Here is a 25,160-nt window from a genome sequence, read left to right as displayed (position 1 = left end):
TGAAGTTATCACATCAACCCTGCCGCTTGCAGCCGGGTTTTTATAGCCGAACATTTACACCGATTCATGACATCTCAATAATAATATTCTAATATAATTTGTTCGTACTGTATTATCTATCGTAAGCGCGTGTTTACGTTTAAATAATCGGAATAAAACATGCTAGGACAGAACAAATGAACTTATCTCATGGACGATAAAGCGACTGTTTCCCAAAAAGAAACCATCTTTAATGCTGATGTTTATTTCGAGCGGCTGCTGGCTGATATCAGACAGGCAAAAACATCTATTGATCTGGAAACGTATATTTATGACCCCGATTTGCTGGGTGCGGAGGTTGCATCGGCCCTTGCTGATGCTGCAGCAAGAGGCGTGCAGGTAAGGCTGCTGGTGGATGGCATTGGTACGTCGAACCTGGGAATGCTGCTCGGACAGATGGAGGCAGCAGGGGTAACGATTCGCGTATTCCATCCCTCCCCATGGAGTTTCTGGCAGTGGAGCCGGTCAAATTATCAGTCATTTTTTGTCGTCAAAGCCGTTTATTTCCTATCCAAAATTAATAAGCGCAATCACCGCAAAACGTGTCGTATCGATGAAAATATAGCCTATGTTGGCAGTGCCAATATTTCTCAAAAACATTTAAGCAAAGCGCGTGGCGGAGAAGGCTGGCATGATACAATTGATAGGCTCGCGGGATTTGATACCAGCGACTTAAAAACCGCTTTTGACCTGGCCTGGAAAGGCTTTCCTATTCGCGAACGCATTCAGAAAAGTTTTCAAAAAGTTGATCTTAATCCTGTCTTTCGCCTGAATTATTCCCGCCATTTACGCCGCGTGCTATATAAATCACTGCTGCGCAGGCTCTCAATGGCTACACGCAGGATTTGGGTCACCATTGCTTATTTCAATCCAGACTTTTTTTTATTGAAACAATTGATCAAAGCCGCCAAGCGGGGCGTTGATGTAAAAATTATTCTGCCCTATCAGTCTGATGTCTTTATTATGCCGATCATTGCGACAACTTTTTATACGCGTCTATTAAAAGCTCGAGTAGAAGTGTATGAGTACTTGCCTAATATTCTGCACTCCAAAGTACTAATCATTGATGACTGGTATTCCATCGGATCCAGTAACCTGAATCAGCGCAGTTTGAGACATGATCTGGAAGTCGATGTTACCATTCAAACTACTGAGGCGGAAGAAATGCTTGAAAGCCAGTTCAAGGAAAGCCTGACTCAGTGTCGCAAAATTGAATTTGAAGATTTACACAAACAATCTTTTTATAAAAAATACTTGGGTTATCTGCTTCTATACGGAAAATATTTTTTATAATGGCCGCAGTCAGGGTCAGCTTTCGTTTGCATAATCCAGTTCGTCTTCTTTTAATGCTGTTGAGTGTTGATGAGTCGTGTGCTCCACGTGAATGCACAGAAGCCCGCCAATGATAATTAATACCATGCCCGCGAGAGTAGAGAGGGCTGGCAGTATGTTCCATACAAACTGCGAAATAGCAGTCGCATAAAGAATATTCGCATAAAAAAGCGAACCCACTAATTGGGCGTGCGCATATTTTAACGCAGAAGTAGCAGCATACTGGGTTAAAAAATAAAGGATACCAATGATGAGCATAATGATCATCATGTGAGTGGTTATCGGCGTCCAGAAGAAAAGCGAGATGAGCCCGGATAGAATGGAAGAAAACAGGAAAAAATAAAAAGCGATTGTTTCGGTGGCATCAGTGGCGGAAAGCTTGCGTACTGTCAGCATGGTAGAAGCCCAGGCAAACGCCGCACCCAGGGCAAGTAGAGAGGCGGGATTGAAAATACGTGAATCTGGATGTAGAACGATTGCAACGCCTGCATACCCGATGAGAATAGGGACCCATAAACGATGGTTGATTTTTTGAGACAAAAATAGATACGCTAAAAACGGCGTGATCAGGGGCGCTGTGTTGGCAAGCAGAATGCTATTCACTAGTGGAATGAATGTTACTGAATAAAATAGCAGGAAGCTAATTGACAGGCTAAAGACGGTTCGTAATAGATGCAGCCCAATTTTTTTTGTGAGCAGCAAATTTTTTGCGTGCGCGGGACCGTTCTTGAAAATGATTGGTAAAATCAGTGTCAACGCCACGATGCTTTGTATAAAGATCACAACAGGCAGGGGCGGAAGGTGCAGGTATTCAGCCTTCACCAGCGCGGCCTGGGATGAATATAAAAACGCGGCTAGCAGTGTCAATGCCACGCCTAGTAACAAATCATGCTTCATCGCCCACCTTGCACGCTTTTTAATCTCAGTGATTATAATCATTGATGATCATCTGAATCAATGTTGGCGTAGACCGGCTCCAGCATAAGTGGCGGAATTTATCAAGCAGTAGCGAAAAAAACGTATTAATTCAGAGTATGTTTGCTGCGTCAACACCTGCTACAATAAAAGAAAGCAGTCGCGATAAAGGAAGAGTATATGTTTGAGAAACATGACGAACCATTGGCTTCTACGTCCCGTTTTGTGATGCGATTGGTATACAGCTTTTTCTTTGGTTTGTTCGTGATTATCATCGTGCTCTGTATAGGTGTATGGGGTTATCACATTTATGGCGAAATGTCCTGGGTGGAAGCATTTTTAAATGCTTCTATGGTTTTTTCCGATATGGGCCAGGCGACACCGCTTCGAACACAGGCAGGTATGCTGTTTGGGGCTTTCTATGCGCTGTTTTGTGGCATTGCATATGTTTCTGTCGTGGGAGTCATTTTTGCGCCGATCATTCACCGCTTTTTACACCGCTTTCATTCCAATTCCGATTGAAGCGACAGGAGTGGCGAGATTTTTTGTAAGATATATCGCATGCCTGAGCATTGCCTACTGTTCATGACCGGCATCATTTGCAGCAAGTCTTAGCGAAAATAAGGCTGCCAGTCCCATGAAAATCAAAATGTAAGAAAGGGGCAATTGATTATTTTCATGGAGGCTTGCGATCAGCGCACTGGTTATAGAACCGCCCAGAATTTGCAGACAGCCATACACTGCACCGACGACGCCTGCCATTCTAGGGAAGGGATGAAATGCGCCAGCAAATGCATTTGAGAATGTTAATCCAGCACCCATGGCAAAGAGAATCACAGGAAACATTATAACAAAAGTGTTGATATAACCTAATAAACCAAAAACAAGCATGAGGATACCGCCGCTTAGCATCAATAAATTTCCGACAAAAATCATGCGTGCGATGCCGACTTTTACGATCAGCCTGCTATTAATAAACATCGTGAGAAAAAGCGCACCGGATGTTAAAAAAGCAAGCCATCCAAATTCAACAGGTGTTAAGCCGACGACGGTTTGCAGCAGAAAGGGTGCGGCAGTGAAATAAGCGATGAGGCCGGCATAGGCCGCGCTTGCGCAGATCGTATAGCCAATAAATGTTTTGTTCGTGATGAGGGTTCGATAATTGCTCGTGATAATTTTAATTTTGGTAGCTTCCGGATTCAAATAGCGGTTCGTCTCAGGCAATGTTTTCAACATGAATAACCAGATGCAGAAAGTATAAATAAAAAGAATAAAAAAGATGGCACGCCAGCCAAGATAATCTTGAATATAACCGCCGATGGTAGGCGCGATTGCAAGCAATAGGACTGCTGCCATGCCGATGTGCGAACCGATTTTGGCGAGATGCGTGCCAGATAATATATCACGTGTTAAGGAACGGCCTACCGAGTTACAAACACCAATGCCTGCGCCCTGGATGAACCGGCCCAAAATGAGTATGTAAACTGACGGGGCGAAAAGACAGATTACGGTGCCAGCCATGCCAATACCCACTCCAATCAACATCGGCGGTCGCCGTCCATATCGATCGGAGAGTGGGCCATAAATCAATTGAGAAATACTGAAACCAAAAATATAAACAGAGAGCGTAAGCTGAATAGCGGATGTCTCGTTGCCAAACTGGGCAGCAATGGTAGGCAGCGAGGGCACATACATATCGGCGGCAACTTGACCTAAGGAGGAATACAGAAGCAACATCATGAACAAGCTAAAAGTCAGATTCGCTTTAGTCGCATCGGGTGAAAGCTGCATAATGAATCTGGTCCTTCTTTCGTTTCTTTTCTTAAAACTGTGCAAGCTGCTGTGTTTGGGCTGAAATCATTAAATTATTAGCCGTGCTTGGTAGGCGGGGGTTCATTCTGATCTGTATCGATACCTAATTTAATCAGGCATTTTAAGACTTCATCCAAAATATTATGTTTGTTCGCGCCCGAACTCTGCATATTTTCTTCTTCGGCTACAGCAAGTTCGCGTTCATCGTACGCCCAGCGTTGTAGGATATCAATTTTTTGATTCCGGGAGAGTGATTTGTCCTGAAGCACTTCTTGTGGCGATTTAAATACACTCGCGGGATCCAATTTTGCCATTTTGATATCTGTCGCCATGGGTTTTGCTCCTGCGATAATGGTTTTTCTCTTTATATTATAACCTGATTTGATAACAGTTTTTTTGGTTAAGAGCGGTCACCTTTGTAATAGCATGATATATGAGGGTTTTTAGGCTGGGTAACTTTACCCATAGCGAAGCCTCACCGGTGTAGGTAAATTATTGAACAATTAAAAGCGCTCATACCCAATTATAAAATTTTTATCACTCAGGATGTCCCATCATGTTTACTCAAAGCAAACCCATAGACGTTACTATTTTTAATATTCCTCATGATTTATTAATTTATTTGGCTACTTATCTTGATGCTAAAAGTATTTTTAATCTGGCACTCACTTTAACCTGTGGACTAACAAGGCACTATGATTTTAAAAGTACGCCCGTAGAAACAAAAAAAGATTATGCCAGTCGTTATTACCACACATTATTTCAAAAAGGCAAAAGCTGTTACGAAAAAGAATTGCAGAATATTCGAATAGGTGCTAGTCGTAGCAGCGGCTTTTATTTTTCAGCCAATGGAAATTGCTATGTGTGGGGAGGTTCTCCATATAATAGAAATGTACAGATAATTAAACAAATTGATCCGCTTTTATCGGGGAAAAAAATCAAGAAAATAGTTGGCGACATATGCCAATCCGGTTTTATCTGGACAGTATTTATAACCAAAGATGGAGAGGTTTATGCGACTGCTGCACATCATAGGCCAGGGTTTGATAAAGATAAAATTGCACAACAAGTGGATGACGCTAAATTTAAACTTTTTCGGTTGCTTGAAAACAAAAAAATCATTGATGCATGCAGATCAGTTAATAATAAAAGAACGTATTTCTTAACATCGGATAATGAAATTTATTATTACGATATTCTGACGCATCATCTCATTGAATCAACGGGGCAGCATACAATTGCTGAACACGGCGAAAAAATAATTGCATTGGCTGCTGGTGCTAATCACATTTTATTTTTGACTGCAAGCGGAAAAGTTTACGGTCAATATAGCAATGAGTTTGGTGAGTTGGGAATAGGAAATAATGATTACCAACCAGTGCCGGTTCTTATTCCGTTGACTAAAAAAATCGCTGGCATTGCAGCAGGTAGGGAGCAGAGTTATTTTTTAACAGCAGAGGGCGAAGTCTACGTCTGCGGCCGCAATGGTTATGGTCAATTGGGGCTGGGTCACTATGCCGACCAAAATAATCCTCAATTGGTTGCATCATTGCACGATAAAAAAATTGTTAAAATTAGCACGGGTAGAGATTTTGCCTTGTTGCTGACTTCAGATGGCATGGTATATGGCTGCGGCTGGAATAGTAGCGGGCAATTGGCTTTGGGTAACGAGGAAATTCAAGCTGCGCCTCAAAAGATTGAGGCTTTTGAAAGGAACAAGATAAAAATTAGAGATGTCGCCGCAGGATTTTCCTTTTCATTATTTCTAACGGAAAAAGGCCAATTGTATAGCTGCGGTGATAACTTAATGGAACAATTAGGCCTGGATTCTTTTTCTGACCTGGAATACCTGAATGTCCCGATGAAAGTCTCTTTTGCTGAAGCATGCACGAAAGAAATGACATTTAGCCCCAGCAATCGATAAATTAGTCCCCTTTAAACGGTGCAGTAATGGTTTTTTCGATGCCGACGTTTTGTAAAAAGGCCTGATCATGCGAAATCACGATCAATGCACCTTCATAGTGGCTAAGTGCCGATTCGATGCTGGCGATACTATCAAGGTCAAGGTGATTAGTAGGCTCATCGAGAATCAGTAACTGCGGTGGCTGGGAAGACAAAAGCACGCAGGCAAGTTCCGCACGCAATTTCTCACCACCACTCAGTTCCGCTACTAATTTATGCGCTGCTGTATTGCGAAATAAAAATTGCGCGAGTGCGTGATGCGCTTCGGTCGCTTTGGCGTCGGGATTTAATCGTAGGAAATTTTCTAAAAGAGATAAAGCAGGATCCAGAAGGGTTATTTTCTGATCCAGATAGCGTATTTGCTCAACACCTCTATAAATGCTTCCCTGTGAAGGCAGGTATTCACCCAAAATCAATTTCACCAATGTCGTTTTGCCGCTGCCATTTTTTCCTGCTAATGCGATACGCGCAGGACCTGACACATTCAAACTAAAGCGATCGATAAGAGCGGGTTGCTGTGATGCATAGGAAAAGCTGAGCTGTTCCATGGCCAAGACTGTTTTGCCATGAGGCACTGCTGTCCTGGGCAGCGTAATGTGAATCTCTGGCACTATTTCGATTTTGGATTGTGCCTTATCATGCAGCTGTTCCGCTTTTTTAAGCAGCATGTCGCCTTGCGTCACCAGCCGACTTTGTGTTCTTTCGCTGCGGCCTTTTCGTGATTTGGCTGTAATCTTGTCCGTTTTGCCTGCGCGAAATAATTTTCGGCCGTAGGATTGTCTTTGTTCACGCTTTTCCCGGCTTGCCTGAATTGTATTTTGGGTTTGTTGCAATAATTTTTTAGCATCCATTAATTCCCGCTCTAACGCGGCTTGCTGGAGGCTTTTTTGCGTGCGATAAGCATCGTAATTGCCGCCGGTGATAGTGACGCCCCGCGGGTTCAGTTCAACGATTTGATTCATGAAATTCAGTAGCGTCCGGTCATGACTAACAACCAATAAACCTTTTTTCCAGCTCGCTATTTTGTCATAAAGCAGTTGGCGCGCTGTGCTATCCAGATTGTTGGTGGGCTCATCCAGGAGGATCATATCTGAATCAGCAAGAAAAACGCGGGCAAGGTGAAGACGCGTTTTTTCACCGCCGCTTAAGTGCGCAGTGGGGCAGGAAAGGGGAAGGTAATCCAGGCCAAACGCTTTTAATTGCAGACATGTGCGCTCTTCAATCAGCCAGTCATCTGCGATTAACTGAAAATCGTTTTCATCTGTACTGCCCTGCGTAATGCGTGTCAACGCCTCTAATTTAGAACGGATTCCCAGCAGATCTGCGATGGTTTCATTAGCTGCTTCGGGCGGATCTTGGGGGCAATAGCCTAACGTGCCAGTGACCTGAATTGAGCCGGCAGCCGGCAAAAGATGGCCTAGCATCAGCTTGAGCAAGGTCGATTTACCCGCCCCGTTCCGTCCTACGAGGCCGGTTTTCTCCGTGCCGAGCGTAAGCGAAAGGGAGGCAAAAAGCGGCTTTCCGTCCGGGAGGGAATAACATAATTGATGAATAAGAATCAGGGGGTTAGGCTGCGACATCACAAGCTCTCCGGTATAAGTTTGAGCATAGATCTTCAGGAGAAGATCACCGAGAAAAGCTTAGTTGCGCATCGATGAGAGGACCTCTTATTGAGTTGCTTTGAATCCTAGCAAATATAACTAAGGGAAATCAAGGTGTTCTTTTAGCCGCGCATGACAGCAGCTGGGGTTAAATTTGTAACAACGCCACCGTTTTCGCGGGTATAACTTAATCCTGTAGGAGTCAGTGCAGGATTTTTGCTATAATTGCGCCATTTCAACCCACTTCATGACATTGACTATGCACCCAGAACAGCGCCGATTGGCTTTACAAAATAAAACGGTTTTTATTTCCTGTATTGTTCCCGTCTATAACGAAGAAGCTGTGATCGAACGTTTTTTGATCGCCTTGCAGGCCAAGCTGCGGGAATTAACGCATCACTACGAGATTATCGTGGTAGATGACGGTAGTCAGGATGCAACTGTCAGCAAAGTATTGCAGTTGCCCAAAGACCGTTCGCTGAAATTACTGGGCTTATCGCGCAATTTTGGCAAAGAAGTAGCGCTCACGGCAGGCCTTGAACATTGCTCGGGCGAAGTGGCGATACTGCTGGACGCGGATTTTCAGCATCCGCTTGAAACCTTGTCAGATTTTTTAAATTATTGGGCGGAAGGCTATGACATGGTGTATGGCACCCGCAAAGACCGCGAATCGGAATCGTATCTCAAACGGAATTTCGCGCGCGCTTTTTATTGGCTTATGCAGAAAATCACCAAGATTGATATTCCCAATAATGCTGGCGACTTTCGGTTGATTGATCGCAATATTGTGCACGCTCTGAAACAATTTCCGGAACGCACACGCTTTATGAAAGGGCTTTATGCCTGGGTTGGATTCAAGAAAATTGGCGTGCCGTTTGCTGTAAAGGACCGGGCCGGCGGTAAAAGTTCATGGCGATTTTCCAAGCTCACGGAGCTTGCGATTACCGGCATTACTTCTTTTTCTGATGTTCCGCTGCGTGTCTGGGGTTTTGTGGGCTTTATCATTTCAGCTATTGCACTTATTTACGCAGTCTACATTGTGACTGTCACGCTGCTGTTTGGCGCAGACTTGCCGGGCTTTCCGACGCTGGTCGTCGCGATCATGTTTTTAGGCGGCATTCAGTTGTTGTCCATCGGCATTCTGGGTGAATACATTGCACGTATCTTTACTGAAGTGAAGCAGCGTCCCAAATATTTATTGCAAATTAAAGACGGTTTCGATGAATAAACTATCCGATACGCGTACCATTTTTTTACCGCTGTTTCTGCAGATTTTTCGTTTTGGCATCGTGGGTCTTACTGCGGCCGCCATCCATATCAGTATCGTGATTTTGCTGGTGCAATATGAGGGATTGGAACCTCTCGCTGCCAATATATTTGGTTTTGCCATTGCTTTTCAGATGAGCTATTGGGGAAATCGTTTATGGACATTCAGCGATGCGGCTGTTTTGCACCGCGTTGCGTTGCCGAAATTATTGTTGGTGCAAATCGTGAATTTTTTAGCAAATGAATCGCTGTTTTATGTTTTTCTGACGTTGCATCTGCCTTACCCCATCGCCCTGTTTCTGGTTTTGACTATTCTGCCTGTGTTCACGTTTATCTCGAGTAAGCTATGGGTTTTTCGATAAAACTTCCGGTTTGTTGCTAAGCAGAATAATGTCGTTATATCGTTCCAGGATAAAATAGCGTTTCGCCTGTGACTTGAATTGACTGAAGTAGTTCTCATTTAAAAATACAAACATGCGTCTGTCACTTCGATAGCGCTGCCAGAATGTTGTGTCATCAATTAACCAGTCATCGGTTTTTTGAAACGCCATTCCATACCATAATTCGCGCAGCCAGTTATCCCGGTATGGTATTTCGGGTGAGTGCCAGTCAGCGACAATCGTCACACGGCGTCCCAAGTACAAGGGCACATCCTGATAAAATTTATAATAAGTAACGACTTCATCCTGCGGACGGATGATAGCATTGAGATGGCTCACCAGGGGCTTAGCTGAGTTCTGGTTGAGGTGCGCCGCACTTGAGGTAAGCGTTAACAGCACGCCTATGTTGCAAGCAATGCAAGTAATAAACAAAGCAAAAAACCGCCCTTTTTTTCTTAAAAAATACAAAATGCCAGCACTGGCGATGAGGATGGCTGCCATGATCATAAAATAAGGAGAAACGGCAACTGGCAGATCTGTCCAGTCAACGTAAGGCAGTCCTACCAGAAGAGCAGCAAGCAGGCCGCTCAGAATAATAAACATGCTTGTTGCCCGGAGAATACTTTTTCGTTGGGTATTTTCCCATACCATGGATAAGTAATTTCCCACCAGCAACGCAAGCGCCGGAAAAACGGGCAGTATATAACCGATTATTTTAGACCGTGGAATAGAGAAAAATAGAAAAATAATGACGACCCATAATAATAAAAATAATTCTGTCCCGTGTTGCTGAGGTGCCTGCCAAGCTTTACGGCACTGGTTATAAAGGGCTTGGGCGAGAAAAATAGTCCAGGGAAAAAAACCGATTAGCACGATAGGTAAATAAAACCAGAAAGGGGTTTTATTGTTAAACTCTCCGGCGGAAAGAAAGCGGGTGATTTGTTGGTTAACAAAAAAATAATGCAGGAATTCGGGGTTGGCTTTTTGAACCAGGCTATACCAGGGGAGCACCATGACCAGAAAAATCATGAGGCCAGCCGGCAGTCGAATCTTTTTCAGCAGTGTCCATCGCCCTAGAAGAAGAATCCAGGCGCCTGCAATCATGCTGGGGAAGGCAATGCCGATGAGTCCTTTTGTAAGCACGGCCAGGGCGGAAAAGAAATAGGCGGCGAAAAGAAAATTTGAACGTATCACACCTTCGCGCTGAACAGCGGTAATAAAACAGAGCAGGGTGCAGCTGACAAAGACAGCAACTTCCAGATCCAGATTGGCGTAATGAGCAAGGCCAAAATAAAGGGGGGAAGTGCCGAGTACCAGGGCGGAAATGAGGCCGGTACGCCGGTCGAACAACTGTCGGCCGCAGATATAGGTCATGAGGCATCCGAGGATACCTGCCAATACGGGAAAAAAACGTAGTGCCCATTCCTTGACGCCAAACAGATGGATGGCAGCCGCTTGCAGCCAATAATAAAGAATAGGTTTATCCAGAAATGCCACGCCATTCACGCGAGGTGTTATATAATCACCCGTTGCCACCATTTCACGGGCCACCTCGGAATACCGGCCTTCGTCAGGTGTGAAAAGTGGATAACTATTAAGCCAGAGCAGATAAAAAAGGGCGAAAAAGGCGGCGAGACCAATGATATCCATTAGCCAGTCGCGGCGCATAAAAGAGCGGGTGATAGGTAACACTTGTTGATTCTCGTCGATTGTCTTAAGCTTTTATTTATCGTTCATTGAACAATTGGTACTCAGATGAAGCGCATTGTACTGTGTGCAGATGATTATGGGCAAGCAGAAGCCATCTCCCAAGGCATCATAACGCTTATTCAAAATGGCCGCCTATCAGCCACCAGCTGCATGGTTAACTCCCCCCTTTGGCTGGCGCATGCCAAGCGGCTGCTGCCTTTTCAGCCACATATTGATTTAGGTCTGCATTTTAACCTGACTGAAGGAAAAGCCCTGTCCGCCCGGTTTGTAGAAGCTTATGGGGAAAACCTGTTTTCCCTGTCGTCCTTGATGGGGCGTTCGTTCTTGCGCAAGCCTGATATCGCAGCCATAGAGGCAGAGTGTGAAGCCCAGCTTGAACGATTTATTGAAGCCCTGGGGTGCCCGCCTAACTTCATCGACGGTCATCAGCATGTCCACCAATTGCCCGTTGTTCGAACCGCCTTGGTGAATGTCTACGAAAAGCACCTGCGGCCTTATAAGACATATGTGCGGCTCGTGGGTGAAAAGCCAAAGCTGGGTGATTTAATGAGCGATTTAAAAAAAGTGGTTATTTATGCGTCAGGCACCAAGGCCTTAAAGCGGCTATTAGAGCAAAATCAAATTCCGCACAACAACTCATTTGCCGGTATTTATTCATTTTCAAAAGCTTACCAATATAAAACCTTGTTTCCCCGTTTCCTCGAAAAGGTGGATGATAAGGGGATTATTATGTGCCACCCTGGCTTACCCTCATCCGAACCGGGGGATGCCATTGCGGAAGCCCGGTATAAGGAATACCAATATCTCTCAGGCAATCAATTCCTTATAGACTGCCATCGCAAAGGTGTCACCCTGGGCAGGTTTTGAAGTACTTTTATTGTCCGGATAATCTGTTATACTTGATTATCATCAGTGTATTCTGCCTTAAGGTTCATCCCCGCGGTAAGATATCTCGGATGTAGGTACTTTGTTTAATTAGTAAAGGTAAATGAGTTATGTCAGCAGCACGTGAAACTGGAACCGTAAAATGGTTTAACAACAGCAAAGGTTATGGCTTTATTCAACGTGATCAAGGTGGAGATGTGTTTGTTCACTACAGAGCGATTCGTGGTGACGGTTACCGCACACTCGAAGAAGGAATGCGCGTGTCATTCCTCGTCACGCAGGGCCAAAAAGGTCTTCAGGCAGAAGATGTCTCTGTTGATAAATAACAGGGGATAAATGCTTTGCATTGTTTGCCGTTTGAACACCTGTTCAGACGGCAATCTCTCTGGATGAGACATCATCCCACTCTCTATTAGTTCTCGTTTTAAACTCTCTGTTTTTATAATTCTTCTCTTTTTTCAGCCATGTTACGTACTGATTGAAATATGACGGCATTGAACCCGAATCCGATTAGGATTAAGCTATAATAGCTTAAACCCTACTTCCTTATTGTGTCAGTGAAGACCACTTTAAAATCATGGAGAGAGCATTTATGAAATTATTACACGCAGTAAAAATAACGACCCTTGCTTCCATTTTGGCATACAGCGCATATGGTTTTGCAGCAACCAGCGACATGCAAAATGGCAACAGCCAGCAAAATATGAATTCAAATATGCAGCAGCAAAATATGAATTCCGGCATGAGCACAAACGGAAGTATGCAGATGTCTGATGCGGATATTACTGCTGCCATTAACGGAAAATTGAGCGCAGATCCGCTGACAACGGGTTCCACAGTAAATGTGACGACACAGAATGGTACAGTGACACTGAATGGTACCGTGAATACCGACGCAGATGTCAGTAAAGTAGTGGAACTGGCTGAATCTACCGCAGGAGTGAAAGACGTTAATACCACCAACTTGAATGTAAAAGAAAGCAAGCAGCCTCTGGCGGATACCATTATCACGGCTAAAGTCCGTGGCATCTTCATCCGTGAAAAATTATTTGGCGATAAAGATATATCCGTGATGGGCATTGGCGTAGAAACCAATAATGGGACGGTGTATTTAACAGGTACAGTCGATACCCAGGAACAGGCCAATAATGCGGTGAAATTGGCGCAATCCATTAGTGGTGTGCAGAAAGTAGAATCCAAGCTGGAAGTAAAAGCAGCCAGCAGCAGCTGATGGTTTTGACAAGGATGAAATGATTGCATGAACCCGGACCAGATCCCCAGAAAGGATGACCAGCAACGAAAGCAAAAGCGGGAGCGGCCTGATCAACGTCCTCGTCAACCTAGCCAACCACGCCAACCCGGCCGAGATCAGCGGGACCCTGGCAAACAATTTTGACTTGTAACAGCGGGAGGGGTTACCCCCTTTCGCTTGTTAGTTCCTATTATCTACCTGTGTCATCCCCTTAAATAAACGCTCTCAACTATGCCCGCTTTATGTATATAATTCGACCTCATAAATCACAAAGGGGGAGGCGTGTCTTGGCGAAGCTGGAAGAATTAGAAAAAAAGCTGCTGCATTACACTGGAAAGGCGATCGCTGATTTTAACCTGATCCAACATGGCGATCGGATCATGGTCTGTCTCTCTGGTGGTAAGGATTCATTTACGCTACTGCGTATTTTGCAATTGCTGCAGCGCAGGGCGCGCGTGGATTTTGAACTGTTTGCCTTTACGCTGGACCAGGCGCAGCCGGGTTGGAATGATCAGGCGCTTAGAGCCTGGCTGGATGAACACCAGATAGCACACGAGATTCTCACGCGTGATACCTATTCCATCGTAAAAGAGAAAATTCCGGAGGGCCAGACATACTGCTCACTCTGTTCGCGGCTTCGTCGCGGTATTATCTACCGTTATGCAGAAGAAAAAGGATTTAACAAAATCGCATTGGGTCATCATCGCGATGATTTGATCCGCACACTGCTTATGTCCATTTTATATAATGGCGAAATCCGCTCCATGCCGCCGAAATTATTAAGTGATAATAAAAAGCATATCGTCATTCGCCCGTTGGTTTACTGTCAGGAAAATGATATCAGCGCATTTGCCAAAGCAATGGCTTTTCCCATTATTCCATGTAATCTCTGCGGTTCGCAGGAAAACCTGATGCGCAAGCGCGTCAAGACGCTTATTGACCAACTGGCCGAAGAAAATCCCAAAGTGCCAAGCAATATTCTTCATGCCTTGAGTGCTATCAAACCTAGCCAGCTAATGGATAAAAAGTTTTGGGATTTTAAAAATCTTGAAAGTCAGAAAGACAATTTATTCGAAGAAGATCAGGGAGAGACAAGCGGCAGCTGTGGCATGGAAGTTTTTAATCTCTGATTATTCCCCCGTCAATTTTTTTAAGGCAATTCTATCAATCTTGCCAGTCGTATTAAGCGGCATTTTGTCGAGAATAAAAAGTTTTCGTGGCATTTCCCATGCCGCAAGTTCGGATGCCAGTATGCGCATTAATGCATCATGCACATGTTCATGATGGGCATGGTAATGAGTAAGTTCAACAAATGCCACAGGAATTTCATTTGATAAGTTATCATTGATAGCAATAACGGCCGCAGACTTTACTGCGCTGCAATCAAATAATATCTGCTCAATCACTTGCGGGTAAATAATATGATTATCGCTGTGTATCACCTGGCTTGCTCTTCCTTTGAACCAGAAATAACCTTCCTTGTCTTCTGACGCGAGATCACCGGTGCGAAACCAGCCATTGTCAAAACTGCGTTGATTAAGATCCGGCATTTGCCAGTAACCTTTGCAGCAAGCCGGGGATTTAACCCAGATTTCTCCAACTTCGCCTTGGACAACTCGTTTGCCGTGCTCATCTCGCAACTCAACCATCGCTTGCGGGATTGTTCTGCCGGATGAACCAGCGTGCAATCCGTAAGGATTTTTGTTCACGATGACAATACCGATTTCGGTCATCCCATAGCCGATACGCATAGGGGCTCCTGTTTTAGCAGTAAATTGCGCGGGCAATTGACGGGGTATATCATCGCCGCCTGCAAAACAGGATTGAATGCGACTAAATGCCCGTTTATCCAGATCGGGAAGGTGAAGCAATTCATAAAATAATGGTGTATGCAGGTTGATATGCGTTGGCTGGTAACGTGCCATGGCATTAATATAAGATTCACAATTGAATTGCTCCAGCAGAATAGCCTGGCCATCGTGAAGCAATGCTAACAGCGTAGTCGTGATACCGCCGATATGCCCCATTGGTTGAGCGACGAGATAAACCAGATTTTTGCCGGCATCCAGTACTTCCGCCAATAGCTGAATAAACTCGTAAGCACTTTGATAGCTATGCATGATGCCTTTCAGTGTGCCGGTTGAGCCGGAAGAAAAAATAATCATGGCGGTTTGTTCCGCGGATACGGTCGAATGCGGCAAGTTCGTGATGGGTTTTGCCGTTAAAACAGCATCATATCGATCATCATTCATTTGAACCGGGCAAGGCATTTGCGATAGCTGATTGCCTTTATTGGACGTCGTCATTAACAGCGAAGGTGCCGTCAGATGCAATACCTTTTCTACATACGCTGGCTCATGTTCGTAAATAATAGGAACAATCATGATGCCAAGATGGAAACACGCTAGTTGCCAACAAATTAATTCTGGGGAATTGGGTAGATAAAAGGCGATACTCTTTAAGGGATTTTTGGCGTCACGTAGTTGGGCGATTATTTCGGCAGTTCGGGAGACTAACTGTACAGCAGTAATAATATTGGATTCATAAATAAGGTGGGCTTCTTTTAGCGCCGCCAGTTTGACTAAAGTATTTTGCAGCATACGTTTTTCCTACTTTATTTCGCTAAATCACTTAAACTACGTTGCGTCATTTTCATGCCTGGCAAAAGCAGGATGGCAGTGATAATGCCGGTAATCGCCATGATGATAAACGCATTGCTGAAATCATAGGCATTACTGCTGATGAAGTGGGAAAATGTAAAGATAATTTGTCCGCAAAATGCGCCACCCAAGTGGCCTAGGCCATCAGTAATGGAGAGACTGGTCGTGCGAATACGCGTGGGAAAATTTTCTCCCGTATAGATATACAAAATGGGAATAATCGTAGCGATCGTGGTAGTTGCTATAAAGCCAGCTATCACAATAACGATCGGCTGTGGATACCAGCCAATTATGAAGAGGGCTAGAGACCAGACAAGAGCGATAATGATGGCTAACCACTTGCGTTCAAGTTTTTCACTAAGAAAAATGGAAATGAGCGAACCCACAATAAATCCAAATGACGAAAGGGCAATAAAACCTATACTTTTTGACAGATCAAATCCCTGCTTGATCAGAAGACTGGGGGCGAGTGTCAGCCAGGCATAGTTGCCAATGTAATAAAAAAACCATACCAACACAAAAAGGACGATACGTTTTAATAAAGAAGCGGAAAGCTGATTGAGTAAGCGAGTATCCCGTATCATGGGTTGATCACTGATGGGGCCCGGTTCAGGTAATTCCCCGTATTTTTGCCGCGCTATCTGCTCTGCACGGGCGACAATTGCTTCTGCCTGGTCAAGTTGGTTATGAATAACCAACCAGCGTGGCGAATCGGGTAAATGGCGGCGCGTATAAAAAATGCAGATGCCGGCAATACCGCCAATCACGAACAGGATCCGCCAGCCTACTATAAAGTTTGGCACTAGCAGATAGGAAATAAAAGGGACGATGGCAAACCCAAACATCCCAAAGGCAATGGCCGTGCAGGTAGATCGCCCCCGAATGGCTGCAGGGGACACTTCTTCCATAAAAGCAGTGACTGTTGCAATTTCGGCCCCAATGCCCATTCCTGTGATGAAGCGCCAGAAGATGAGCCATGACAAATTAAAACTGGCTGCACAGGCGAAAGACCCAATGGAAAAAAATAAAATAGAAAAAATAAGACCCCATTTTCGTCCGTATAGATCAGCAATACGGCTAATCATAAAAGAGCCAATGATATAACCAATCAAACTACTGGTGATGGTCCAGGTAGCCTGGTCCAGACTGACATTAAAACTCTGCTCAATGCGCGGCAGTGCAAACCCAATCGTTAGAATGTCAAAAAATCCAAAGAAAAATCCGATTCCTACAATCAGAAGGAAATGAAAGGGATAGGGCCATACGGGAAGGCGATCGAGGCGAGCGACGATTTGGCGTCCCTTGATAACATGTTCTCTATCATCCATGATAATTATCCTGTTATTAAGAAGAGAATCTTTTCAATCCTGAGCAAACGTATTTTATTATACAACAACAGTTTTTTGTTCATTCCTTTTTTTGATACCAATAGGGGGATGGCTCCGCCAATAATTGGTTAATGCAGGGCGCTGTATAATCCCAAAATAAAAAACGCCTGATAACAACAGCTATCAGGCGCTTTTCTATCGCATCTATTCTTTCTGCTGGTATTACCCCGCCGCGTCTTCCTGTAATTTCAGATCTGTTTTAAACGCTATACTTTTTTTTTCTTGGGTAAGACGAGCCACAACAGGGGTGGCAGCAAGGAGCGCAATACCTATGACGATAGCGCTCCAGCCTAACATGCCAAAGGTATGGCTGTAGCTAGCGTTTGTTACCAGCGGATCAATGGATTCGGTTGAACCCAACGCCATTTTGGAAAAGTGATCGGAAAGAATGGCTGCCACACCGGTAATCATCATCCACATGCCCATCATTAGGCCACGCAACCGCAGGGGAGCCAATTGACCAACCATGGCATAGCCAATGGGAGAAATAAAGAGTTCGCCCACGCTTTGCAGAACGTAGCTGACCAGTACCCAATTAAAGTTGGTGTACCCCTGGGCATTCGCCATGCCGATCCCAACAGGCAGGATGGCAAAAGCAATACCAATTAATAAAAGGGCAAATGAAAACTGTAAGGGGATGTTGATATTGATGCCGCGTTCGCGCATGTTGGAAAACACAACGCTCAATAACGGGCCGCCAAAAATAATCACAACGGTGTTAATATTTTGTACCCACTGCGGTGCGATCAGAATGCCGAGGAAATGACGGTCAACGTTTCTTTCAATGAAAAGATTAAGCCCCATGGGAGCAAGCTGATACAAGGCCCAGAAGATCAGCGAAGCGAGCGCCAGAATAATGTAGGCAGACATTTTGTTTTTTTCAGCGTGGCCTGGCTGCTTCAGGGTTAACACGATAATCAACGCGAGCATGGCTGCGCCGATAATCAGGATAAGCTGATTGGATAAGGCAGTCTGATTCAATAAACCGCGCAATGCAAAGACCAGTGCGATGACTATACCGATACCGATCAGCCGAGCTTTCTTTTTTGCGGCATCCACGGCATCCACAAAAGTGGTATCCCTGTCTTTCAGCAATTTCCAGTTATACAGCGTCAGGACCAGTGCGATCAGATTACCCAGGGCGCTTAACAGGAAAAGCTGGTGATAAGCCTGATGGAGATGGAAATAGCCACCGATGGTAAAGCCAACGAAAAAGCCTATGTTCATACCGCTATAATTCCATAGGAACGCGGCCTCGCGGCGCTTGTCATCGGGTTCAAACAGCTGTGTCACCATGCAGTTAATGCAGGTAACATTGAGTCCGCTGCCAGCCAGAAAGAATGAGAGCCCCCATAGCAGATAGGAAGTGTCAGGAACCGAAATCAGTACACAGCCGGTGACCTGCAGCAGCATGGCCACGCCAAACAGGCTGCGATAGCTCATGAACCGTCCGCCCATGTAGCCGCCCAGCAGATGGAGGAAGTAGTTCAGCGCCACAAACGAACCCGTAATGCTGGTGGCTGTCAGATCATTCATGTGCAGGCCTTGAGTAGCATATAAAATCAGGGTTGAATAAAGCACACTGAAGCCCAGCGTTGCAAAAATCTGGATCAGAAACAGGGCGCCAGCGCCAGTTGGCATGACATCCTGGTATTTTTGGTAAAAGGTTTTTTTAGTTCTTGTCTGACTCATGTATTTGCCTCCGCGTACGGATTTTAAAAAATACAACCCATTTTCTTACTCGAGCATTTGGGAGTGTTGGTGGGAATAGTGCTCAAGTAAAAGATTAGTTTCAGCCTGAAGCTGATCGAAAAGAGATGGTAGATCAATCATTATATTATTTTTAAGTTCCGATTCAAGCTGTGCGATGACAATTTTTAAGCGGGGAAGCCCACAATAGCAGATAGCTCCATGGAGTTTATGCACCCTTTGCAGTAGTTCTCCGTAGTAGCGGTCCTGATAAAGCTGGCGAATGGTGGCCATTTCTGCCGGTAAGGTTTTCATAAACATGCCCAGTATTTCATCTGCCAGCTCTTGTCTGTTGCCAGCTAGCTTCATCCCAAGCTCATTATCAATGACAGGAAGGTGGTCAAGGTCCATAGGTTCTCCTTTTTATTTATCAAACACGGCCATGGCTTCAATATGCGAAGTGTGTGGAAACATATTCATCATTCCTGCCTGTTTGAGTGTGTAGCCATGGTTATGCACCAGCTCGCCCGCATCACGCGCGAGCGTAGCGGGATTACAGGAAACATATACAATCCGCTTTGCCGCAAACTGTTTAAAATGGGGCAATATCGCTTTTGCACCTGCACGCGGTGGGTCGAGGAGAATTTTATCGTAAGAGGAGTGTATCCATGGCGCCTGTGCAGGAGGCTCTTCCAGGTTGGCCGCGTAGAAATCGGCATTGGGGAGGTGATTATGTACCGCATTATCATAGGCCCGGGCAACCATGTCAATGCTGCCTTCGATACCCGTGACATGACGAGCCCGGCGGGCCATGGGTAGGGTAAAGTTGCCAATACCACAGAATAGGTCAAGGACAGTTTCATTCGGCTGCAAGTCAAGGAGATCCATCGCTTGCTGTACCATCAGGCGGTTCATTTCCAGATTGATCTGGATAAAATCCAGTGGATGAAACAAGAACTCGAGTCCTTCATGGGGCAGACGATATGTCAGTCGCGCATGGCTGTCATCCGGCCATAATTTTTCAACTGGTGCTGGAGGATTAGGCTGTAAGTAGATGTGAAATTGATAATCTTTTCCAAACTCCCAAAGTTTTTTCCGGTCTGTTTCAGAAAGTGGTTTTAAATGTCTGAAAACCAGCGCAGCGTCTTCATCGCCGATGGCGACTTCAATTTGTGGAATCTGCTGATAGTGTTCCAGTGAACGAACGAGTTGCTGCAAGACATGAAATTGTTCACCCACTTTGGGATGCAGTACTGCACAGCCATCAAGGTCTGCGAGATAACGGCTCGATTTTTCCCTGAAGCCTACCAGCATTTTTTCTTTCTTGATGACATATTTCACACCCAGTCGTGCTTTGCGGCGATATCCCGTACTGCCAGCATGAAGCGGTGCTAACAGCGTTTCGGGTGAAACATGGCCAAAGTGTTTTAACTGCTCCAGCAGCGTTTGCTGCTTGAGTGCAATCTGGGTATCAATGCTCATATGCTGCAGGCTGCAACCGCCACAGACGCCAAAATGAGGGCAGGGTGGAATGGTTCGTTCAGTAGAGGCATGGAGAATGGCCAGTGTTTCGGCTTCGTTATAGTGACTACGCTTTTGTGTCATTTTATAGGAAACGGTTTCTCCAGGAAGCGCGCCACTGATAAAGGTAGTTTTCTGATTCACTGTCCCGATGCCGCGGCCATCATGACTGAGAGAATGGACTTCAACGGTAGTGTTTTCTTTTTGTCTGTCAAGTTTTACATTTTGATTCATATCGATGAAAATTAAACTATAGGGAAAACATTAAGAGTTAAAGACTATATATTGACTGATGGGAAAATACAAACAAGGGCGGCGGATGGAAATGTGTAAAATTTTTCCTATACTGTTAAATGAGGGTAATAAAAAAGTACTTTCGTAAGGAATTGTCCAAAACCTTTCAGTGATGAAACGAGGAAATGCGATTGCGGCGTGGTGTGCAAGTCCTTGAGTGTACTGAGGAAAGCCTAAAGCGCGGCAGAGGTTTCCAAAAATGGTAAAGCGGGTTTTTTGAGACGTTTCTTCGAAAGTACTTTTTTATTTTGTCCTCTTATAATATGCCCCTTACCCTACAACGTATCCTGAGAGCATTTTTGCTAGAAGGGTTTCTTTTAACATCTGGAGATCCTTCGCTTCGCTCAGGATGACAAATTCGTGAACATGCCAAATATGCCCAAGTCCAGCTTAATTAACTCCATGAAATGATGATTAAATTTAGAAGCCACCTTGTTCGGATCCCAGTATGGTATGATGAAGGAAAAAGGAGAATTTCCCATGCCTTTTTGGAAAAAAAAGAAAAAAAGTCCAGAGAAGAGTGCTGTGTTATCTCCTCATGAAATGACGGTAGAACAGCTTTGTGCTTCTCCGTTAGTCCATGAAGCTGCTCAAAACAATTACTTTGAAGAAAATCTGAATTTTCTTCAAAAATTTGTCGACTTCAAAAACAACCCGAACGTGAGCACATGGAAATCGCTTCAGGATGTTGTAGAAGACAAAGGCTTTAATCTTGGTCAGAGTCAAAAAAATAAGATGCTTGAAATCGGTAAAATGATTACCAATGAAAACGCGAAATCATTTCTTAGTTCTGATGAAAACAACTCTCAGTTACGCCAATACCAAAACCTGAGGGACATCGTCACTTCTGTGCAGAATATGGTAAAAGACTCAACAAAAGAGTACATGGAGAGCTCTAAGTATAAAATGGGAAAGCATCCCTAATATAAATAATTCATATTCATTCATTTTTTTGACTTGTATCTTCCAGCTAATTTCCGTAAGTTAAATAGGTGGGAAAAATTCCCTCTGCAATTTAGTCCTTTACTCATCAGGATTCCTCCATGGCCAACCCGGTTATTGAACGTGAACGTTTATATGGCGCACATAATTACGAACCGTTGCCGGTGGTGTTAACACGCGGTGAAGGCGTGTATGTGTGGGATGATGCGGGCAAGCGTTATATTGACATGATGAGCGCTTATTCAGCGGTGAGTCATGGTCATTGTCATCCCAGGCTTGTTAAAGTTTTAAAAGAGCAAGCAGAGCAGCTGAATATTGTTTCCCGTGCTTTTTACACGGACAAATTGGGTCCTTTTCTCGAACGCGTCTGCGAACTCACTGGATTTGAAAAAGCATTACCGATGAATACCGGCGCAGAAGCGGTTGAGACAGCCTTAAAAGCGGCACGCAAGTGGGCATACTCAGTGAAGGGGGTGGAAGCGGATCAAGCGGAAGTTATTGCTTGTGCCGGTAATTTTCATGGCCGCACCATTACGGTGGTGAGTATGTCGACGGAGCCCCAATATCGTGCCGGTTTTGGTCCGTTTACACCGGGCTTTAAGATTATTCCCTATGGCGATGTGAGCGCACTCGAGAACGCAATCACGCCGCGCACAGCTGCTTTTTTAGTCGAACCCATAAAAGGGGAAGGCGGCATTGTGGTACCGCCGGAAGGTTACCTCAAAGCCTGTGAGGCGATTTGCAGACAACACAATGTGCTTATGATTTGCGATGAAATCCAGACAGGTCTTGGCAGAACAGGCAAACTGCTGGCTTATCAGCATGAGGCTATTCAGCCTGATGGTGTGGTGCTAGGCAAAGCGCTGGGCGGGGGGATTTTACCCGTTTCGCTGTTTTTAACACGCAGAGAAGTGATGGATGTCTTTACGCCGGGAGATCATGGCAGTACTTTTGGCGGTAATCCACTGGCTGCCGCGGTAGGAAAGGCGGCGCTGGACTTGTTGATGGAAGACCAGTTAATAGAACGTGCTGCCCGCATGGGTGATTATTTCCAGGCGCAGCTTAAACGTCTCGTTTCACCCCTTATCAAAGACGTGCGCGGAAAAGGATTATTGATTGGCCTTGAGATAGATGAGAAATATCCGGCGCGCATACTCTGCCTTAAATTGCTGCAGCACGGCGTGCTGACACGTGACACCCATGGCACCGTCATACGTTTTGCGCCGCCGCTCATTATTACGGAAGAACAGATTGATACCGCAGTGAGTGCGCTTCAAAAAGTATTGGCAGAAGCCGACGCGGAAGTGAAAGAAAAGCAATAAGGTTTTAAGAAACTTAACCAAGCTATGGTTATGTTAGCTGCCGCACGCATGGCGGCAGTGAATAAATCCATCATCAACTTTATTAAAATAACAGGATAGTGAATGAATCACACTAAGAATAAGACATTTCTGTTCTGGATTGCCTGCCTGGTGAGCTTAGGTGGCATTCTTTATGGTTATGATATTGGTGTTATTTCTGGTGCGCTGCTTTTTATTCAGAACAGCATTCCTATGACGGATACGCAGACAGGCATTATCGTGGGTGCCGTATTGGCAGGCGGGCTGGCGGGAACGCTGCTTGCGGGGCCAGTGGGGGATCGCTACGGCCGGCGTTTTCTTATTCTGCTTTCCAGTGTGATCTTTATGCTGGGTGTGTGCCTGATTTTGCTGGCTCATTCTTTTCTGATGATGCTCTACGCACGTTTATTGCTTGGTGTGGGGGTAGGTGTGGTCGCAGTCGCGGTGCCCTTATATGTCGCTGAAATTGTGCCGGCACAAGACCGGGGCAAATACATGACTTTTTTTCAGCTCCTCCTGACGTTTGGCATTGTGCTCGCCTATGTGGTTGATCTGATATTTACTTCTACCGGCAACTGGCGCGCGATGTTTGCAGTGGTGTTGGTGCCAGCGCTGATTTTATTTCTTGGCATGTTATTCCTGCCCGAAACACCGCGGTGGTTAATGGCTAACAACCATCCTCATCGTGCGCGCGATGTGCTTTTGCAAATCCGGCCTTCAGCGGAGGAAGTAGAAAAAGACATGCAGCTTATTCAATCCAGTCTGCGACAGACACAAGGTTCGTGGCTAGAATTATTTTCACGTCAATTTTGGGTGCCTACGCTGATTGCGGTTGGTATTGCCATTTTCAATCAGCTAACGGGTATTAATTCTTTTCTACAGTATGCTCCACTTATTTTGAAGAATGCCGGTATTGGTTCAGACATGGTGACAATGATCGGCTCTGCCGGTATTGGTCTGCTGAATTTTCTCTGCACTATTGTTGCGATTGCGCTGATTGATACGCTTGGCAGGCGGCCGCTGCTGCTAACGGGCGTTGCAGGAGTAATGGTTTCCGAGTGTTATTTGGGTGCAGTTCAATATCTTGGGCAGGACCCTTTCATTACAGGTCTGCTTTCCCTGGCGGGACTTTTTGCATTCATTGTGTTTTTTGCCATCGGCCCGGGGGTGGTGGTCTGGCTTGCTATTTCAGAATTGTTTCCAACACGGGTGCGCGGCAAAGGAATCGCTTTTTGTCTGTTCTTTAATTCACTGGCTTCCACGGTGCTCGCGACATTTTTCCTATCGCTTTCACACACGCTGGGCATGAGCCAAACCTATTGGCTATTTGCTTTCTTTACGCTTGCGTATTTTCTCATCGCCTTCTTCCTGCTACCTGAAACTAAAACCAAATCGCTGGAAGAGATTCAGTTTCATTTTGAAAAGAAACATGCGCTAGCGGCCGATATTGATAAATAACCGGTGATAGATCATGCCATACGCAATGTAAAGTAAGGGTAAGGACCAGATAAGGCCAATACCCAACGGCAATATGCTGATGAAAAAAATGATCAGCAGAATAAGCGAAATACCAACTAGTCGCAGTACATTTGCTCTTGTGGCGCGAAACGACTGTTTAATGGCTTCCCAGGGATTCGTTTTTTTATCGAGGACAATGCCAGTGGATATCAGCAGGCGACAGTAAAGATAAATAAAACCGACCACTGAGCAAAGGTAAATGACGAGCGCGAGCCAGAAAGACATGGCACCGGCTAATTGCAACCCATAAATATTTAAAGCGAGAAAGCCAAGCAGAATCAAAGGGAGATAAATGAGGAATTGCAGGATATAAAGACCGATGATTTTAAAAAACAGGTCTGATTTGAAAACCATAAACATCTGGTCATACGTGATGGGCATATCCTGGGCGCGTTTGATGCCTAGGTAAAGTAAACCCACCTGCAAAAAGAAAAGAATAAATTGCCCGATCAACAGGATAATGTTCCCAACGACGAAATTCATATTTTCAACCGCACTCTCTAACATCCCAAAGGCAAACATGGCGACAAAAACAATTAATAGTCCGGCCCACATAGTGCCTTTTGCCCCTTTTACTTTTAGCCAGGCGGCTGAAAGCGTGTCCCCTACTGGTAAACGATATATATTTTCTTCCATGATAAATTTTTCCTTGTA

23 protein-coding genes are annotated in these 25,160 nt (G+C 45.0%); 12 read left to right on the top strand and 11 right to left on the bottom strand.

Going from position 1 to position 25,160, the window contains the following annotated elements; all coding sequences use genetic code 11:
• Positions 1-189 precede the first annotated feature (189 nt).
• Positions 190-1,332 (top strand): phospholipase D-like domain-containing protein, encoded by a 1,143-nt coding sequence (locus tag AQUSIP_RS06715; RefSeq protein WP_114835047.1) that lies wholly within the window; start codon positions 190-192, stop codon positions 1,330-1,332.
• A 15-nt stretch (positions 1,333-1,347) separates the two neighbouring features.
• On the opposite strand, the gene AQUSIP_RS06710 is transcribed toward AQUSIP_RS06715, so the two are convergent.
• Positions 1,348-2,310, bottom strand: coding sequence for a DMT family transporter (locus AQUSIP_RS06710; protein WP_114835048.1), 963 nt, complete (start codon positions 2,308-2,310; stop codon positions 1,348-1,350).
• A 156-nt stretch (positions 2,311-2,466) separates the two neighbouring features.
• Here AQUSIP_RS06710 and AQUSIP_RS06705 point away from each other — a divergent pair, with 156 nt between their 5' ends.
• Entirely contained in the window at positions 2,467-2,808 is a 342-nt protein-coding gene (locus tag AQUSIP_RS06705; RefSeq protein WP_114835049.1) for a hypothetical protein, read from the top strand.
• A gap of 54 nt (positions 2,809-2,862) precedes the next feature.
• Here AQUSIP_RS06705 and AQUSIP_RS06700 read toward each other — a convergent pair whose 3' ends face one another.
• A complete protein-coding gene (locus AQUSIP_RS06700) occupies positions 2,863-4,077 on the bottom strand; it encodes a multidrug effflux MFS transporter (RefSeq protein ID WP_114835050.1) in 1,215 nt (404 codons plus the stop codon).
• 77 nt (positions 4,078-4,154) lie between these two features.
• Complete coding sequence (locus tag AQUSIP_RS06695; RefSeq protein WP_114835051.1) at positions 4,155-4,430, bottom strand: hypothetical protein; 276 nt, start codon at positions 4,428-4,430, stop codon at positions 4,155-4,157.
• Between the two features lie 224 nt (positions 4,431-4,654).
• Here AQUSIP_RS06695 and AQUSIP_RS06690 point away from each other — a divergent pair, with 224 nt between their 5' ends.
• The gene (locus tag AQUSIP_RS06690; RefSeq protein WP_114835052.1) at positions 4,655-6,022 is read left to right on the top strand and encodes an RCC1 domain-containing protein; all 1,368 of its coding nucleotides are present in this window, start codon (positions 4,655-4,657) and stop codon (positions 6,020-6,022) included.
• A gap of 1 nt (position 6,023) precedes the next feature.
• Here AQUSIP_RS06690 and abc-f read toward each other — a convergent pair whose 3' ends face one another.
• Positions 6,024-7,640, bottom strand: coding sequence for a ribosomal protection-like ABC-F family protein (gene abc-f / locus AQUSIP_RS06685; RefSeq protein WP_114835053.1), 1,617 nt, complete (start codon positions 7,638-7,640; stop codon positions 6,024-6,026).
• Between the two features lie 280 nt (positions 7,641-7,920).
• Between abc-f and AQUSIP_RS06680 the strand changes: the two genes are divergently transcribed.
• Entirely contained in the window at positions 7,921-8,889 is a 969-nt protein-coding gene (locus tag AQUSIP_RS06680; protein WP_114835071.1) for a glycosyltransferase family 2 protein, read from the top strand.
• Positions 8,882-9,289 (top strand): GtrA family protein, encoded by a 408-nt coding sequence (locus tag AQUSIP_RS06675; protein WP_114835054.1) that lies wholly within the window; start codon positions 8,882-8,884, stop codon positions 9,287-9,289. Before AQUSIP_RS06680 ends, AQUSIP_RS06675 begins: the two co-directional genes overlap by 8 nt.
• Here the strand turns inward: AQUSIP_RS06675 and AQUSIP_RS06670 are convergent.
• Positions 9,272-10,999 (bottom strand): glycosyltransferase family 39 protein, encoded by a 1,728-nt coding sequence (locus tag AQUSIP_RS06670; RefSeq protein WP_147277503.1) that lies wholly within the window; start codon positions 10,997-10,999, stop codon positions 9,272-9,274. The genes AQUSIP_RS06675 and AQUSIP_RS06670 overlap by 18 nt on opposite strands.
• A 63-nt stretch (positions 11,000-11,062) precedes the next feature.
• On the opposite strand from AQUSIP_RS06670, the gene AQUSIP_RS06665 reads away from it, so the two are divergent.
• The 4 genes from AQUSIP_RS06665 to ttcA all read left to right on the top strand — a co-directional run bounded on the left by AQUSIP_RS06665 (position 11,063) and on the right by ttcA (position 14,284).
• Positions 11,063-11,884 (top strand): ChbG/HpnK family deacetylase, encoded by an 822-nt coding sequence (locus AQUSIP_RS06665; protein WP_114835056.1) that lies wholly within the window; start codon positions 11,063-11,065, stop codon positions 11,882-11,884.
• Between the two features lie 128 nt (positions 11,885-12,012).
• Positions 12,013-12,228 (top strand): cold-shock protein, encoded by a 216-nt coding sequence (locus tag AQUSIP_RS06660; protein WP_114835057.1) that lies wholly within the window; start codon positions 12,013-12,015, stop codon positions 12,226-12,228.
• Between the two features lie 266 nt (positions 12,229-12,494).
• Complete coding sequence (locus AQUSIP_RS06655; RefSeq protein ID WP_170131861.1) at positions 12,495-13,133, top strand: BON domain-containing protein; 639 nt, start codon at positions 12,495-12,497, stop codon at positions 13,131-13,133.
• Between the two features lie 263 nt (positions 13,134-13,396).
• Positions 13,397-14,284 carry a tRNA 2-thiocytidine(32) synthetase TtcA gene (gene ttcA, locus AQUSIP_RS06650; RefSeq protein ID WP_114835059.1) on the top strand — a complete coding sequence of 296 codons (888 nt, stop codon included), beginning with the start codon at positions 13,397-13,399 and terminating at the stop codon, positions 14,282-14,284.
• On the opposite strand, the gene AQUSIP_RS06645 is transcribed toward ttcA, so the two are convergent.
• The 5 genes from AQUSIP_RS06645 to rlmD all read right to left on the bottom strand — a co-directional run bounded on the left by AQUSIP_RS06645 (position 14,285) and on the right by rlmD (position 20,646).
• Complete coding sequence (locus AQUSIP_RS06645; RefSeq protein WP_114835060.1) at positions 14,285-15,754, bottom strand: class I adenylate-forming enzyme family protein; 1,470 nt, start codon at positions 15,752-15,754, stop codon at positions 14,285-14,287.
• Between the two features lie 14 nt (positions 15,755-15,768).
• Positions 15,769-17,142 carry an MFS transporter gene (locus tag AQUSIP_RS06640; RefSeq protein WP_114835061.1) on the bottom strand — a complete coding sequence of 458 codons (1,374 nt, stop codon included), beginning with the start codon at positions 17,140-17,142 and terminating at the stop codon, positions 15,769-15,771.
• Positions 17,143-17,364: 222 nt separating this feature from the next.
• Entirely contained in the window at positions 17,365-18,894 is a 1,530-nt protein-coding gene (locus tag AQUSIP_RS06635) for a peptide MFS transporter (protein ID WP_232058650.1), read from the bottom strand.
• Between the two features lie 45 nt (positions 18,895-18,939).
• The gene (locus tag AQUSIP_RS06630) at positions 18,940-19,302 is read right to left on the bottom strand and encodes an Hpt domain-containing protein (RefSeq protein ID WP_114835062.1); all 363 of its coding nucleotides are present in this window, start codon (positions 19,300-19,302) and stop codon (positions 18,940-18,942) included.
• Between the two features lie 12 nt (positions 19,303-19,314).
• A complete protein-coding gene (rlmD, locus tag AQUSIP_RS06625; RefSeq protein WP_114835063.1) occupies positions 19,315-20,646 on the bottom strand; it encodes a 23S rRNA (uracil(1939)-C(5))-methyltransferase RlmD in 1,332 nt (443 codons plus the stop codon).
• 540 nt (positions 20,647-21,186) lie between these two features.
• Here rlmD and AQUSIP_RS06620 point away from each other — a divergent pair.
• The 3 genes from AQUSIP_RS06620 (at position 21,187) to AQUSIP_RS06610 (ending at position 24,446) form a co-directional block, all read left to right on the top strand.
• Entirely contained in the window at positions 21,187-21,630 is a 444-nt protein-coding gene (locus AQUSIP_RS06620; protein WP_114835064.1) for a hypothetical protein, read from the top strand.
• Between the two features lie 119 nt (positions 21,631-21,749).
• Complete coding sequence (rocD, locus tag AQUSIP_RS06615) at positions 21,750-22,970, top strand: ornithine--oxo-acid transaminase (RefSeq protein WP_114835065.1); 1,221 nt, start codon at positions 21,750-21,752, stop codon at positions 22,968-22,970.
• A 102-nt stretch (positions 22,971-23,072) separates the two neighbouring features.
• Positions 23,073-24,446 (top strand): sugar porter family MFS transporter, encoded by a 1,374-nt coding sequence (locus tag AQUSIP_RS06610; protein WP_114835066.1) that lies wholly within the window; start codon positions 23,073-23,075, stop codon positions 24,444-24,446.
• Here AQUSIP_RS06610 and AQUSIP_RS06605 read toward each other — a convergent pair.
• Positions 24,423-25,142 carry a hypothetical protein gene (locus tag AQUSIP_RS06605; protein ID WP_114835067.1) on the bottom strand — a complete coding sequence of 240 codons (720 nt, stop codon included), beginning with the start codon at positions 25,140-25,142 and terminating at the stop codon, positions 24,423-24,425. The genes AQUSIP_RS06610 and AQUSIP_RS06605 overlap by 24 nt on opposite strands.
• Between the last annotated feature and the right edge of the window lie 18 nt (positions 25,143-25,160).

This window comes from Aquicella lusitana, assembly GCF_902459475.1.
Lineage (GTDB): Bacteria > Pseudomonadota > Gammaproteobacteria > DSM-16500 > DSM-16500 > Aquicella > Aquicella lusitana.
The sequence above is the reverse complement of the archived record's forward strand: the minus strand, read 5'-3'. Positions and strand labels throughout refer to the sequence as shown.